Genomic DNA, 13,627 nt, shown 5'->3' with positions numbered 1-13,627 from the left:
GCCGATCATCCCGCGGGGAGTAAAATCAATCCTGAAACAAACAACATGACACTACGCCCTACAACACTCGTCCTAGTAGCAATTGGTGGGCAGTATACGCGCCCCGCATAAATTGAAAAGTGAGGCAGTTCACAAAATCGAGGTTCAGGCGTGTGCCTATCCGCCCTTTCGTGCTCTTGGGAAAATCAGGCCGCCAGCCCAAAATGCCACCGGGCGCGGCTGTTGTGGCCAGGCGGAGCAAGCGGCCGCCTCGGCTCACCCGAACAGCGTATCCGCCAGCAGCTTCAGATTCAAAACCACGATGACGCCCGCGACGATCCACGCGATCGTAGCGACGTACGGGGAAATCGCGAACTTGCCCATCTTGCGGCGATCGGAGACGAAGCGGACCAGCGGGATGACTGCGAAGGGCAGCTGCATCGACAGCACGACCTGACTGAACACCAAGAGATCGGCCGTGCCGCGCTCGCCGTAGATCGCCGTGACGATGATCACCGGAATGATCGCGATGCCGCGCGTGAGCAGGCGGCGCGCCCAGCTTGGCAGGCGCAGATCGAGAAAACCCTCCATCACGATCTGGCCGGCAAGTGTCGCGGTCACCGTCGAGTTGAGGCCCGAGGCCAGCAGCGCGATGGCAAACAGCGTCGAGGCGATACCGAGGCCGAGCAGCGGTGACAAGAGCTCGAAAGCCTGGCCGATCTCGGCGACGTCGGAATGGCCGCTCTTGTGGAAGGTTGCCGCGGCGACCACGAGGATCGCGGCGTTGATGAACAGCGCCAGCATCAGGGCGATGGTCGAGTCCGTCGTCGCCCATTTGATCGCCTCGCGCCGGCCGGTCTCGTTGCGCTCATAGGCGCGCGTCTGCACGATCGAGGAGTGCAGATAGAGATTATGCGGCATCACGGTGGCACCGATGATACCGATCGCGATGTAGAGCATCTCCGGATTGGTGAAGATCTCGCTCTTCGGCATGAAGCCATGCAGGACCTCCGCGACCGGCGGCGCCGCGGCCACGATCTGGACCGCGAAGCAAACCGCGATCACCGCGAGCAGCGCGATGACGAAGGCTTCCAGGAAACGGAAGCCGCGGTTCATCAATAGCAGCAGCAGGAAGGCATCGAGCGCGGCGATCAGCGCGCCGCCGATCAGGGGGATGCCGAACAGGAGCTTGAGCGCGATCGCCGTTCCGATGACCTCGGCGAGATCGCAGGCGATGATCGCCGCCTCGCAGGCGAGCCAGAGCAGGAAGTTCACCGCCGGCGAATAGGTCGCGCGGCAGGCCTGCGCGAGGTCGCGGTCGGTGACGATGCCGAGCCGCGCCGCCAGCGACTGGAGCAGGATCGCCATCAGGTTGGAGAGCAGGATGACCGAGAGCAGCGTGTAGCCGAACTTCGATCCGCCGGCGAGGTCGGTCGCCCAGTTGCCGGGATCCATGTAGCCGACCGAGACGAGATAGCCCGGACCGACGAAGGCGAGCAGCCGCCGCCACCACACCCCCGCCGTGGGGAGGGCGACGGAGGCATTCACCTCGGCCAGGCTTTTTGTGGTCGGCACGTCGGTGCGCCAGCCGGCGGCGTCGGTGGTTAAATCGGGCGATCGGGCATCCATGTGGTCAGAATACCGAAGTCGAATCTTATTGCAACTCATTTGCAACTGCATCTGGCCGCGTCGGTTCCCGGCACGGACCTGTTTTGCCCCGGGCCTGTCGGGAAGCGGGTGGGTTTGGCCGGTCTCGGGGGCGGATACTGGCGCCAATCCGACTCTGCAGGAAATGAGCCATGTCAAATCCGCCTCGCCTCCCCGACACCTTCAGCCGCCTCGCCTGGTCCAATCTCGCGGCGCAATCGGCCGAGCAGATCGCGCTGGCCGCAGCCCCCATCGTCGCCGTGCTGACGCTCGGGGTCGCTGAAGGCCAGACCGGTCTATTGCAGATGGCGCTGACACTTCCGTTCGTGCTCTTCGCCATCCCGGCCGGCCTGCTCGCCGACCGCATCTCCCGCCGCGCGCTGATGGCGGGCGCCGAGGCGCTGCGGGCCGCAGCCCTCGCGGCGATCGTGCTGCTGCTCGCGCTCGGCGCCCTCAATCTGCCGCTGCTGGCCCTGCTCGGCTTCGCTGCCGTGTGCGGCACCGTCGTCTACAGCGTGGCCGCACCGGCCCTGGTGCCCTCGCTGGTGAGCTCGGACCTGTTGCCAGCCGCCAATGCCCGGATCGAGCTCGCGCGCACCATCGCCTTTGCCAGCGGGCCTGCGCTTGGTGGCGCGCTGGTCGGCTGGTGGGGCGCGAGCCTGGCTTTCGGCTTTGCCGCGGCGCTCTCGGCCATTGCCGTGGTGCTGCTCTCCGGCATCTACGAGCCCGCCCGCACGCCGGCGCCGCGGCGCCATCCGTTCCAGGACATCCGCGAAGGCGCAGCCTTCGTGTTTCACCATCCATTGCTCCGGCCGGTCTTCATCACCCAGTTCATCTTCAACACCGGCTGGTTCTTGCAGATCGCCGTGTTCGTGCCTTATGCCGTGCGCCATCTCGGGCTGACCGCCGCCGGCGTCGGCACGGTGCTGACGATGTACGGCGTCGGCATGGTGATCGGCGCGCTGCTCGCGACGCGCGTGATGCAGCGCGTCGCCTTCGGCACGGTTGTCGGCCTCGGCCCGGTCACCGGCTTCGTCGCCTCCTTGGTGATGGCGCTGACGGTGCTGGTCCCCTCGCCCTGGCTTGCGGCCTTGAGCTTCTTCCTGCTCGGCGTCGGGCCGATCCTGTGGGTGATCTCGACCACCACCTTGCGCCAGTCCGTGACGCCGCCGCGCCTGCTCGGTCGCGTCTCCGCCATCAACATCATGAGCTACGGCGCCCGCCCGCTCGGCTCGGCGCTGGGGGCAATCGTGGGCGGGCTCTGGAGCGCGGAGGCGTGCCTTTATCTCGCGGCGGCGGTGTTCGGCATGCAGGCGCTCGTGATCCTGCTGTCACCGGCCGCGTCACTCGACCGGCAGCCGGACATGGTGGGGGACGAAGTGGCGGTGAGGTGTTAGCTGCGTCGCGATTGCGGAAAGTGGCGCAGCATCCTCCTCGTCGTCCTGGCTTTCGCCAGGACGACGTAGGCGAGGGAGTGATGCCTAACTCGCCAGATACCGCTCATAGCTCCCCGTCACCGGCTCGCTGGCGTCAACCTCCGGATCGAGCGTGTAGAGGTCCTGCGCGCGGCCGATGCCGCGCAGCGCGTAGCGGCCGGTGGAGACGAGATAGCGGCGGCCGGCGGCATCGAGCCCCTTGTAGAACTCCGCCGACGCCAACAGCTCGCGATCGACCGAGCGGCTCATCGAGGCGATGCGGCTGACCTCGTTCACCGTCGGACCCACCACCGTGAAATCGAGCCGATCCTCGCTGCCGATATTGCCGTAGAAGACCTCGCCGACATGCAGCCCGATATAAGCCGACGTGGTGGGACGGCCGTCCGCCTCCCGCCGCTTGTTCAGCGCTGCGACGTTCTGGCGGAACAGATGCTCGGCGCGGAGCGCAGCACGTCGCGCATGCGCCATGTCCTCGCCGGTGAACATCGCGAGCACACCGTCACCGATCAGCTTCAGCACGTCGCCGCCGGCATCGTGGATCGCGTCGATCACAGCCTGCGCATAGTCGTTGAGAAACGGGATGATCTCGTCGGGACCGATGCTCTCGCTGATCCCGGTCGAGCCGCGCAAATCCGAGTACCACAGCACTGCCTTGATGCGCTCGGTGACGCCGCGCGAGATGCGGCCGCCCAGCACCTGCTCGGAGGCGCCGCGGCCGAGATAGACGCGCCCGAGCGTGCGCGCGATATCGACCTGCTGCGCCGACTTGATCGCGAGCCCCAGCACCGGCACGAGATCGCGCAGGGACTCCAACTCGGCTTCGCTGAAGCCGCTGTCGCGGCGCGTGGTCCAGCAGGAATAGAGGCAATCCATCAGGCCGAGCGCGCCGTTCTCGCCGAAGCGGTGCACGAAGGCGAGATAATGCTTATGGCCCTTCTCGGCGAGTTCGCCGATCTGCGAGAAATCCAGCGACGGCGCGTCGGCGAGATCGATCACCATCTCGTCGTGGCCGTGCTCGAGCATGTGGAAGAACACCGAGCGGCGCCAGTGCTGGGCCGCATCGCCTTCGGCGGTCGAACCGTATTCGAACGCGTCGCTCTCGTTGCTCGCCCGGTCGCTCCAGCGGAAACCGCGGCCCTCATAGATCGGATGCAGCGTGTCGATGACGACGAGGGCGCGCGAGAGTTCCAGGCCCTCGGCGCGGCAGCGCTCGCAGAAGCCGCGGAGCAGTTCGTTTTCAGGCAGGCCCGTGAGCCCCTGGCCGGTCAGCCAGTTCATCAGCGCGAGGCGCGAGGTCAATTGCATGCGCCATTATGCCGTGCATTCGTGACGAGCGAAAGGCGCAAGCCTCGCGCGAGCCATGCGCAAGGCTCCCATCCCTTGCAGGTCGAATATGCCGCGATCGCGGTTGACGCACTCGCTGCGCCGGCGGCAAATGCCGGCGATGATGACTTTGTCGGCCAGAATCGGAAGCACGCGCGGATGAGCCAGCGCCAGCTCCCGATCATCCTGGCGCTCGGCACCACGCAGACCCTGGCCTGGGCTTCCAGCTACTATCTGCCGGCCCTGCTCGCCGATCCCATGGCGCACGACCTTGGCGTCTCCTCCAACTGGATCTTCGGCGCGTTCTCGGCCTCGCTGGTGATCTCCGCGATGCTCGGCCCGCGGATCGGGCGGCAGATCGATCTCGTCGGCGGACGGCAGGTGCTGTCCGCCTCGAACCTGACCATGGCCGCCGGCCTCGTGCTCCTTGGGTTGTCGCAATCCGTTCTGGTGATGGCGGTCGCCTGGCTCGTGCTCGGCATCGGCATGGCGATGGGGCTCTATGACGCCGCCTTCGCCGCGCTCGGCCGCATCTACGGCACCGAGGCGCGCAGGCCCATCACCGGCATCACGCTGATGGCGGGCTTCGCCTCCACCGTCGGCTGGCCGCTCACCGCCTGGGGCCTCGCCCATATCGGCTGGCGCGAGACCTGCTTTGCCTGGGCCGCCGCCAACATCCTGATCGGCCTGCCCCTCAACTTCTTCATGCTGCCGGCGATCAAGGGCGCCAAGCAGGCGGCGGCGACGGCCGCGAAGCCGCATGTGCCGCTCGACCGCACCATGATCCTGCTCGCCTTCGTCTTCGCCGCGGCCTGGACCGTCACCGGCGCGATGGCGGTGCATTTCCCGCGCATCGTGGAGGCAACCGGCGCGACCCATGTCGAAGCGATCGCGGCCGGCGCGCTGATCGGTCCGGCGCAAGTGCTCGCGCGCATCCTCGAAGCGAGCGTTCTGAGCCGCTTTCATCCGCTGTGGTCGACCCGGCTCGCCTGCGTGACCCATCCGATTGGAGCTGCCGTCGTCGCCATCGTCGGCGGCGCCGCGGCGAGCGCGTTCGCGTTGCTGCACGGCTCCGGCAACGGCATCCTGACGATCGCCCGCGGCACGCTGCCGCTGTCGATCTTCGGGCCGAAGGATTTCGGCTACCGCCTCGGCATCATCGGCGCGCCGGCGCGGATGGCACAGGCGGTGGCGCCGCTGGCGTTCGGCCTCCTCATCGACGTCATGGGCGCCAAGGTGCTGATGGTCTCCTCCGCGCTGAGCCTCTCGGCGCTGGCGGCGCTGTTCCTGATCCGCGCCGAGCGCCGGCCCGATTGACCGCACCGCCGCTTTCGCGCACAAGCGGGCCATGACCGAAGACAACAGCCCGCCCCGCACATTCAAGGGCCTCCTGCGCTGGGCGACCACGCCGCCGCAGGCCTGGGTCGTCTATCTCCTTGCCGTCATGCTGGTGTGGCTGCTGTCGTTCTATGCCGGCACGCTGAAGCCGAAGAAGACGCCGGAGGCAAGTCCGCCCGCAGCGACTGCGCCACACAGCTAGGCCGGCTTCGCCTCGCTGGTCGCAATCCAGATTCCGGCGAAGACGGCGAGCAGCCCGACCAGGAGATTTGCCGTGATCGGCCCGCCGATCAGCAGCGCTGCCAGCAAGGTCGCGGCGATCGGATTGACCGTCATGGTATTGGCGACCCGGGTCGGCGTTGCCCGCGCCAGCGCCATGACCCAGAGGATGAAGGCGAGCGCGCCGCCGCCGGCACCGAGATAGATGCCGGCGATCCACTGCGCCGTCGTGAAGTGATCGAGCGCCGCAAAGCTGCCTTTCACGAGCCCCGCCAGCACCAGCACGACGGCGCCCGCGCCCATGCCGACCGTGAGAAAGCCGAGCGCGCTCGATCGCTGCATCAGCGGGCGCGACAACACGTTGTAGTGTGGCAACAAGCGGGTAGGAGAAGCTAGTCGTAGAACTCCGGAGCCATCTTCTGGCTGTCGCGCTGGGCCTTGTCGTGATTGATCCAGAGCTGCGCCTTCTCCCTGGAGAGCGTGTCGGCGATCTTCTGCATCGAGGCTGCGGTCTGGTCCTTGTTGACGTTCATGCTGGGCACGCGGCGGTTGTCCCAATTATCCCTAAAGTGCACGGCATCGCCGGACAGGATCACCGCGCCGGTCTTCGGCAACTTCACCAGCAGCGACTGGTGTCCCGGCGTATGGCCAGGCGTCGACAGGATGGTCACGCTGCCGTCGCCGAACACGTCCTTGTCGCCCACGAGCTGCTCGACGGGATGCGAAGGCTTGAAGCGCGGCTCGTTGTTGGCGCCGGGCCAGTCATATTCGGCCTTCTGCACGTAGAGGACGGCCTGCGGGAACAGCTCGACATTGCCGGAGTGGTCGGGGTGGGTGTGCGAGACGGCCATCGCCTTGACGTCGTCGGGCTTGACGCCGAGCTGCTCGAGCTGGGCGGCAAGCGTCTTCGGCCGCCGCCAGGTCACGGCCTTGGGATCGGCGGGCACCAGGCCATTGGGCATGGCGGCGACGGAATCGGCGATGCCGGTGTCCCACAGGAACCAGCCCTTGGCGTGCTTGACGAGATAGCAACTGTCGACGAAGTCCATCGACTTGCCTTCGTTCAGACCGGGCGTCCAGCGCGAGATGTCGCCGGCGGTTCCCTCACCGCAATTGAGGACGTAGAGCCTTTCGACGCCGGGCTTTTCCGATTGGGCCATCGCTGCATGACTGAACAAGGCGAGAGCGGCGGCGGCAAAAGCAAGCTTGATCCTGGACGTCATCCTTGGTCCTCCTTGGCAAGCGTTTGGGAAGCTACAACCGAGGATCAACCCCGGCCGCGCCGCAGAATTCCGCTCCCGCGGATCACGTCAGTGCGGGCAGGTCTCGACCTCGACCGTGACGTGGCTGAGGCCCTTCAGCCCGGCGAGCCGCTTCTTGTAGACGGCCGGCTGCTTCGGCTTGTCCGACACCACGGACACCAGCACGGCACAATGGCCGGGGCCGACCTGCCAGAGATGCAGGTCGGTGACGCGATCCTCGCCGACCTCCATGCGTGCCCGGATCACCCGCTCCAGCTTCTCGTCGGCGCGCACGTCGAGCAGCACCGCGCCCGAGCTCTTGATCAGGCCGAACGCCCAGCTTGCGATCACGACGCTGCCGATCAGGCCGACGGCCGGATCGGCCCAGACCCATCCCGAATACATCGCCACCGCGAGCGCGCCGATCGCGAGTAACGAGGTCGCGGCATCCGCCATGACGTGGACATAGGCGGCGCGGAGATTGTTGTCGTGATGACGATGGTGGTGATGGTCATGATCGTCATGTTCATCATGCGCATGGCCGTGGCCGTGATCATGGCCGTGATGGTGATGATCGTGGCTGCCGCGCAGCAGCCACGCGCTGGCGAGGTTGACGCAAAGACCGAGCGCCGCCACCGCGATCGCCTCGCCATAGACGATCGGCACCGGCGTGAAGAGCCGCAGCACGCTCTCATAGGCGATCTCGACCGCGATCAGGCCGAGGATGATCGCGCTGGAGAAGGCGGCGAGATCGCCGAACTTGCCGGTGCCGAAGGTGAAATGCGCATTGCCCAGGTGCCGGCGCGCGAAGCGGTAGGCGAACGCAGCAATGCCGAGCGCGGCTGCGTGCGTGCCCATGTGCCAGCCGTCGGCGAGCAGCGCCATCGAGCCGAACAGCGAGCCGGCGACGATCTCGCCGACCATCATGACCAGCGTCAGGACCACCACGAGCCAGGTGCGCCGCTCGTTCTCGTCGTGCTTCTCGCCCAGGAAAGCGTGGTCATGGGTCCATTGCTCGATGGAATGGGAATGCATCGGCTCAACTCTCCGGAAAACAGAATCCGCAAGGGGCCAATATAGGCCCCGGCAGCACATCTTTCTAACGCTCATTAGCGGCAAAACCGGCGGTTGACAGCTTGGCGCGGTTTCGTTGTAATGCGGCTCATGGGGATTTGAGCGATCTCCCCACGAGGCGACATGCCCAAGTATCGCGTCCCGTTTGGTTTATGCGAGGACGCATCATGTCTACATTCACGACCATATCATCCGATAAATTGGCGCGCCTGATCGGCACGGCCAACGCTCCTGTCCTGATCGACGTGCGGACCGAGGAGGACTTTGCCGCCGACCGGCGGCTGATCCCCGGCTCCATCAGGCTCAGCCACGAGAACGTTCCCGACTGGGGCGCCGCCTTCGCGGGCCGCTCCGTCATCGTCTCCTGCCTGCGCGGCGCCAAGCTTGCGCAGGGCACCGCGGCCTGGCTGCGCCAGCTTGGCGTTCAGGCCGAGACGCTCGACGGCGGTTTCGAGGGCTGGAAGGAGGCCAAGCTGCCGCTCCTCGACACCCGCAAGCTGCCGCCCCGCGACGCCAAGGGACGCACCGTCTGGGTAACCCGGGCGCGGCCGAAGGTCGACCGTATCGCCTGCCCCTGGCTGATCCGCCGCTTCGTCGATCCCAACGCGGTGTTCCTGTATGTGGCGCCGTCCGAAGTGGTCGCGGTCGGCGAGCGGTTCAATGCAGCCCCGTTCGACATCGAGAACGTGTTCTGGAGCCACCGCGGCGAGCTCTGCACCTTCGACGTCATGATCGAGGAGTTCGGGATCGCCACCCCGGCCCTGCTCCGGCTCGCAACGCTGGTGCGCGGCGCCGACACCGCGCGGCCTGATCTGGCGCCGGAGGCCCCCGGACTGCTCGCGGCGTCGCTCGGGCTGTCGCGGATGTATGACGACGACCTCGAACAGCTCGAGGCCGGCTTGCTGCTCTACGACGCCTTTTACCGCTGGTGCCGCGACGCCACGGCTGAGACCCACAACTGGCCGACCAACAAAGTGAAGGCGTAATGGATACCCGTAACGTTCAATCAGGAGCTGATGCCGGTCACGGCATCAGCTTCAATGAAGCTTTCCGCGTCTGGCTGCGCGTCGCCTGCCTGAGCTTTGGCGGGCCCGCGGGCCAGATCGCGGTGATGCACCGCATCCTGGTCGAAGAAAAGAAGTGGATCTCCGAAGGCCGCTTCCTGCATGCGCTGAACTACTGCATGCTGCTGCCGGGGCCGGAGGCGCAGCAGCTTGCGACCTATGTCGGCTGGCTGATGCATCGCACCGCCGGCGGGCTGATGGCGGGCGGGCTCTTCATCCTGCCCGGCATCATCGCCATCATGGCCCTCAGCTACATCTACGCGGCTTTCGGCAATGTCAGCTTCGTCGAGGCGCTGTTCTTCGGCCTGAAGGCCGCCGTGCTCGCCGTCGTCGTCGAGGCCGTGGTGCGCGTCGGCAAGCGCGCGCTGAAGAACCGCATCATGATCGCGCTCGCGGCTATCGCCTTCGTCGCGATCTTCTTCTTTGCAGTCCCCTTCCCGATCATCATCATCGCCGCCGGCCTGATCGGATATATCGGCGCCAGACAGGGCCGTCCGGAATTTGCTCCGGCCGGTCACGGTCATGGCGGCAGCAGCGCCGTGATCGACAGCATGCTCGGCGACGCCGTGCCCGATCACATCAAACCCGACACCGGCCGCGCGATCCGCGTGGGCGCGCTGTGGCTTGCGCTGTGGCTGGTGCCGGTAGTTGCCCTGCTCGCCGCGCTCGGCCAGGCCAACGTCTTCAGCCAAATCGCCCTGTTCTTCTCGAAGATGGCGCTCGTCACCTTCGGCGGCGCCTACGCGGTGCTGGCCTATGTCGCCCAGCAGGCGGTCGAGCATTATCACTGGCTGAAGCCGCACGAGATGCTCGACGGCCTCGGCATGGCCGAGACCACGCCGGGTCCGCTGATCATGGTGCTCCAGTTCGTGGGCTTCATGGCGGCCTATCGCGATCCAAGCGGCCTGTCGCCGATGCTGGCGGCAACGCTTGGCGGCCTGCTCGCGACCTGGGTCACGTTCACGCCCTGCTTCCTCTGGATCTTCGTCGGCGCCCCCTATATCGAGCGCCTGCGCGGCAACACCGGCCTTGCCGGCGCGCTCAGCGCGATCACCGCCGCCGTCGTCGGCGTGATCCTCAACCTCTCGATCTGGTTCGCGCTGCACACGCTGTTCCGCGAGACCGTACCGGTGCACGCCTTCCCGCTGAACTTCGACATGCCGGTGCTGACCAGCGTCGACATTCCAGCGCTCGTGCTGTCGGTCGCAGCCGCAACCGCGATCTTCCGCTTCAAGCTCGGCATGCTCACGGTGCTGGCGGGCAGTTGCGCCGCAGGCGTGGCGCTGCGGCTGGTGGGGGTGATCTAGGGCGTGTACGAGCAGCCTGGAAACGTCAAGGCATGAGCGACGCCGTGTAGGCGACCAGCGCGATCATGTCGTCGATGCCGAGGTTTTCAACAGCCGGTTTCATGACGTCGCTATTGGCGCCCTTCCGCGCGCCCGACTTGAAGTCGTAAAGCTGACGGAACATGTACGTGGGCGAACGGGCCGCAATCCCTGGCGCCACGGCAGTCCCTTTGAGGTCGGCACCATGACAGGCGGCGCACTGGACGCGGAGGTCGCTGCTCGCCGCCAACGCCCGCCCTTTCTCAATGCTGCCAACCGGGACATAGGCGATGAAACGAGCGCGCGAGTCCCGGCTGAGAAAGTGTTCCACGTTTTCCGGAATCTCGATGATGCGCTGGCCGATGGACTCTTTCTCGCCGCCGTCCATCGGCGCCAGGAACAAGTCCCTGACATGTGTCTTCGGCACGGTCTCGGTCTCTACGACCGCAATGTTGGATCTCGGCTTGATTGACGCAAAATAGTTCGCAGCCTCCTTGAGCTCCTGATCGGTGATGGCCTTGGACGTCTTGATCATCAGGTCGGTGGCGACGCGGGGCACCGAATTCTTGCGCAGGCCCGACTTGAACTCCACCGTTTGCTGGATGATGTATTCCGCGGAGAAGCCAAACAGGCTGGCATTCTCAGGGCCGCCCGGTCCGTCTGCCCGGTGGCAGACGCCGCACGCGAACACGTCAGGCTTGCTCCCTTTTGCGACGATCTCTGGCATAGCCGGATGGTCTTGCGGATGCCAGTCGGGAGCGGCGAACAGATCGCGCAGTTGCGTGAGCGTAAAACCGGCGGCACTGTCGGGGACTCGCCGGATCGTGCCGTCGTCGGGGGCGCGTTGAAAATTCGGCGGGTTTACCGGATAGGCCCATGCGGGCGGGCCCTCTTGGCTTTGTGCAGACGCCCCCGCTGAAGCAAGCGACGTCAGCGAAAGGGCGAAAAGCGCTGAAGAAATCCTCATGGCCAAGACCTCCATGCGCATCGGCGGACCTGGACCTTCGAAGCCGACAGCGTGAAGATCGGCCGCTCGCGAGGCAGTGCCGCAGAAGTCTGCGGGCAGGCGTTCCTCCATCAGGCGTTCCGGGAAGCATTCAAGGGCCGGGATAAGCTGGCGTCAATTGGGGATTTGGGTGCCTGGTCCGGTCTGGATCAAAAGCAGACTTCGACACGGGGCGCCTCGAAGGGTCGCTAAGGGCCAATAGGCGACATGTTCGCCGTCAATTGAAGGAGGCTTCGAACCGAGGCGGCCTTACTCCATGGAAAAAGCGCCGCCCGCTTAATCTGTGTCGCGGGCAGCGGCTTCCCAGCCCCGGGTGGGTTTGCAAAACCCCGGTGTGGCACGAATTGCATATCCGCATCGTCGCGTCTGAGCAAAATTGCTCACTCCCCGCGAGCCCTACCACTTCGGTTTTTTCTTATGCCAATTGGCAAGCCTGGCCTCTTCTTCCAGCAGGTTGCGAAGCGTCGGCTTGGCGCTCGGCCGCAGCCTTCCATTTTGCCTTTACGAGCCGACATGCAGCTTCATCGCGTCGACGGAAGCGACGGGCCAACAGGCGACATCCGAGAAGTCGGCCAACTCCGCCGATCTTATTTTGAATAGCGTTTCTCTTTGAGAGCTTGCTTGATCGCCCATTCGGCGGCAAAAACTGCCCCTGCACGATCACATGAAGTGCCAGTTTTCGGCGGGTGCAATTCGCTTTTGGTCCATGCTTGAACTTCTGGGATCTGCATTGGGTCGATGTCATCGCACTTAATACACCGAAACTTGCGACCGCCTGTTTTGACGATCACGAAGTGCATCGGCTTGCCGCATTTCGGGCAGATCGGGCGCGGAGAGTTTTTGGGCATAGGGGCTCACGCTGAGTCGAGGGCGCGAGTCTTCTGCTCACAGTCATCGGTAGCCGGGCAGGCCGACGATAAAGCCACGCTACCTAACTATTGTGACGGCCGCATCAAGAAAGAATGGGACTACGTATTGTTACATAGGTTCTGGGGCAATCGGATCTGACGCGACTGTGCAACTCAAGCTTAAGCGTCCCTTTCATGTCTCAGTTGGGTCAAAAGCTGCCGTAGAGCACTGTATCGCGAAGGCTCCGCTAAGGGCCAGGAGCGGAATAACGCGCGGAAAAACCCCGCGGGTCACTTCAAATTCCTCCGGGTGTGGTCAGTCAAATTCCTCCACCCGCGAGGCAGGACAAGGGACTGTTAGTTTGAGTTTGTTTCCCGGGCAAGAGCTTCAGCGGCTTCTTTGAGCCGATAGCTGCGTCCGTCGAACTCAAGCAGATGGCAATGATGCATAAGGCGATCGAGGATCGTCGTGCTCATAGTGTTGTCCCCAAGGTATGCCCCCAATCCTGCACGACGCGATTGGAGGTGACGATGACGCTGCGGCGCAGTTTGTAGCGCTGATGGATCAGGGTCTGCAGCAAAGTGCCGGCGTCGTCGGGGATGGCGCGTGCGAGGAATAGATCGTCCAGCACGAGGAGATCGCAGTCGATGATGGTTCGCAGCCGGACCTCGCGTTGTGCCGGAGAGTTCAGGGCGTAGCGGTGGAAGAAGTCGTCGGTCTCAAGATACTGGACCTTGTGGCTTTGCAGGATCGCCTGATAGGCAATCGCCTTGGCGATGTGCGACTTCCCGGTGCCAGGTTTGCCGACAAGCAGAGCGTTCTCGCCAGCGGCAATGAACGCCAGGGTGTGGAGCTGGAAGCAGGTCTGACGTGGCAGTTTGGGATTGAAGGACCAGTCGAACTCGGCGAGCGTCAGCTTTTCGTCGAGCCCGGATTGCTGGTATCGCCGCTCGATAAGACGGGACTGACGACGGTCCAGTTCATCCTGCAGGATAAGGGAGAAGGTCTCGAGGAAGGGCTGGTTGGCGCCCTGCGCCTGGAGCACGCGCGTCTGCAGCGTGTCGCGGACACCCGACAGGCGCAGCTGTCGTAGGCAACGCTCAATTTCCGGCATGGTCATCATGTG

The 13,627-nt window shown here is 65.0% G+C and carries 12 protein-coding genes and 1 pseudogene; 5 read left to right on the top strand and 8 right to left on the bottom strand.

Features of this window, described 5'->3' with window-relative positions; genetic code table 11:
* Positions 1–255: 255 nt before the first annotated feature.
* Complete coding sequence (locus EI171_RS22345) at positions 256–1,608, bottom strand: Nramp family divalent metal transporter (protein WP_161534694.1); 1,353 nt, start codon at positions 1,606–1,608, stop codon at positions 256–258.
* Between the two features lie 170 nt (positions 1,609–1,778).
* Here EI171_RS22345 and EI171_RS22340 point away from each other — a divergent pair, with 170 nt between their 5' ends.
* Positions 1,779–3,023, top strand: a complete 1,245-nt coding sequence (locus tag EI171_RS22340) for an MFS transporter (protein ID WP_161534693.1) — start codon at positions 1,779–1,781, stop codon at positions 3,021–3,023.
* An 84-nt stretch (positions 3,024–3,107) separates the two neighbouring features.
* Here the strand turns inward: EI171_RS22340 and EI171_RS22335 are convergent, their stop codons facing one another.
* Complete coding sequence (locus tag EI171_RS22335) at positions 3,108–4,367, bottom strand: adenylate/guanylate cyclase domain-containing protein (RefSeq protein ID WP_011087807.1); 1,260 nt, start codon at positions 4,365–4,367, stop codon at positions 3,108–3,110.
* A 177-nt stretch (positions 4,368–4,544) separates the two neighbouring features.
* Between EI171_RS22335 and EI171_RS22330 the strand changes: the two genes are divergently transcribed.
* Entirely contained in the window at positions 4,545–5,702 is a 1,158-nt protein-coding gene (locus tag EI171_RS22330; RefSeq protein ID WP_161537056.1) for an MFS transporter, read from the top strand.
* Between the two features lie 31 nt (positions 5,703–5,733).
* A complete protein-coding gene (locus EI171_RS22325; RefSeq protein ID WP_028171621.1) occupies positions 5,734–5,925 on the top strand; it encodes a hypothetical protein in 192 nt (63 codons plus the stop codon).
* On the opposite strand, the gene EI171_RS22320 is transcribed toward EI171_RS22325, so the two are convergent.
* From EI171_RS22320 to dmeF, 3 genes are all read right to left on the bottom strand, one after another.
* On the bottom strand, positions 5,922–6,302 hold the full coding sequence (locus tag EI171_RS22320) for an EamA family transporter (protein WP_371740526.1): 381 nt from the start codon (positions 6,300–6,302) through the stop codon (positions 5,922–5,924). The genes EI171_RS22325 and EI171_RS22320 overlap by 4 nt on opposite strands.
* A 32-nt stretch (positions 6,303–6,334) precedes the next feature.
* A complete protein-coding gene (locus EI171_RS22315) occupies positions 6,335–7,165 on the bottom strand; it encodes an N-acyl homoserine lactonase family protein (RefSeq protein ID WP_161534692.1) in 831 nt (276 codons plus the stop codon).
* 87 nt (positions 7,166–7,252) lie between these two features.
* A complete protein-coding gene (gene dmeF, locus EI171_RS22310; RefSeq protein WP_161534691.1) occupies positions 7,253–8,218 on the bottom strand; it encodes a CDF family Co(II)/Ni(II) efflux transporter DmeF in 966 nt (321 codons plus the stop codon).
* A 206-nt stretch (positions 8,219–8,424) separates the two neighbouring features.
* On the opposite strand from dmeF, the gene EI171_RS22305 reads away from it, so the two are divergent.
* On the top strand, positions 8,425–9,243 hold the full coding sequence (locus tag EI171_RS22305; RefSeq protein WP_028171619.1) for a chromate resistance protein ChrB domain-containing protein: 819 nt from the start codon (positions 8,425–8,427) through the stop codon (positions 9,241–9,243).
* Positions 9,243–10,628 (top strand): chromate efflux transporter, encoded by a 1,386-nt coding sequence (gene chrA / locus EI171_RS22300; RefSeq protein ID WP_161534690.1) that lies wholly within the window; start codon positions 9,243–9,245, stop codon positions 10,626–10,628. The genes EI171_RS22305 and chrA overlap by 1 nt, the downstream gene beginning before the upstream one ends.
* Positions 10,629–10,653: 25 nt before the next feature.
* On the opposite strand, the gene EI171_RS22295 is transcribed toward chrA, so the two are convergent.
* From EI171_RS22295 to istB, 3 genes and pseudogenes are all read right to left on the bottom strand, one after another.
* Complete coding sequence (locus EI171_RS22295) at positions 10,654–11,724, bottom strand: c-type cytochrome (protein WP_161534689.1); 1,071 nt, start codon at positions 11,722–11,724, stop codon at positions 10,654–10,656.
* Between the two features lie 515 nt (positions 11,725–12,239).
* On the bottom strand, positions 12,240–12,500 hold the full coding sequence (locus tag EI171_RS22290; RefSeq protein WP_161534688.1) for a hypothetical protein: 261 nt from the start codon (positions 12,498–12,500) through the stop codon (positions 12,240–12,242).
* Positions 12,501–12,857: 357 nt separating this feature from the next.
* Positions 12,858–13,624 (bottom strand): annotated as a pseudogene (gene istB, locus EI171_RS22285) (IS21-like element IS1631 family helper ATPase IstB).
* Positions 13,625–13,627: the final 3 nt, after the last annotated feature.

The sequence above is a fragment of the Bradyrhizobium sp. LCT2 genome (assembly GCF_009931255.1).
Taxonomy (GTDB): domain Bacteria; phylum Pseudomonadota; class Alphaproteobacteria; order Rhizobiales; family Xanthobacteraceae; genus Bradyrhizobium; species Bradyrhizobium diazoefficiens.
Note: the sequence above shows the minus strand (reverse complement) of the source record. Positions and strands in the feature narration are given on the sequence as shown.

Excerpts from the sequence above, each read along its gene's own strand:
- EI171_RS22345 (WP_161534694.1), bottom strand. The coding sequence starts at position 1,608 with ATGGATGCCCGATCGCCCGATTTAACCACCGACGCCGCCGGCTGGCGC.
- EI171_RS22340 (WP_161534693.1), top strand. The coding sequence starts at position 1,779 with ATGTCAAATCCGCCTCGCCTCCCCGACACCTTCAGCCGCCTCGCCTGG.
- EI171_RS22335 (WP_011087807.1), bottom strand. The coding sequence starts at position 4,367 with ATGCAATTGACCTCGCGCCTCGCGCTGATGAACTGGCTGACCGGCCAG.
- EI171_RS22330 (WP_161537056.1), top strand. The coding sequence starts at position 4,545 with ATGAGCCAGCGCCAGCTCCCGATCATCCTGGCGCTCGGCACCACGCAG.
- EI171_RS22325 (WP_028171621.1), top strand. The coding sequence starts at position 5,734 with ATGACCGAAGACAACAGCCCGCCCCGCACATTCAAGGGCCTCCTGCGC.
- EI171_RS22315 (WP_161534692.1), bottom strand. The coding sequence starts at position 7,165 with ATGACGTCCAGGATCAAGCTTGCTTTTGCCGCCGCCGCTCTCGCCTTG.
- dmeF (WP_161534691.1), bottom strand. The coding sequence starts at position 8,218 with ATGCATTCCCATTCCATCGAGCAATGGACCCATGACCACGCTTTCCTG.
- EI171_RS22305 (WP_028171619.1), top strand. The coding sequence starts at position 8,425 with ATGTCTACATTCACGACCATATCATCCGATAAATTGGCGCGCCTGATC.
- chrA (WP_161534690.1), top strand. The coding sequence starts at position 9,243 with ATGGATACCCGTAACGTTCAATCAGGAGCTGATGCCGGTCACGGCATC.
- EI171_RS22295 (WP_161534689.1), bottom strand. The coding sequence starts at position 11,724 with ATGGAGGAACGCCTGCCCGCAGACTTCTGCGGCACTGCCTCGCGAGCG.
- EI171_RS22290 (WP_161534688.1), bottom strand. The coding sequence starts at position 12,500 with ATGCCCAAAAACTCTCCGCGCCCGATCTGCCCGAAATGCGGCAAGCCG.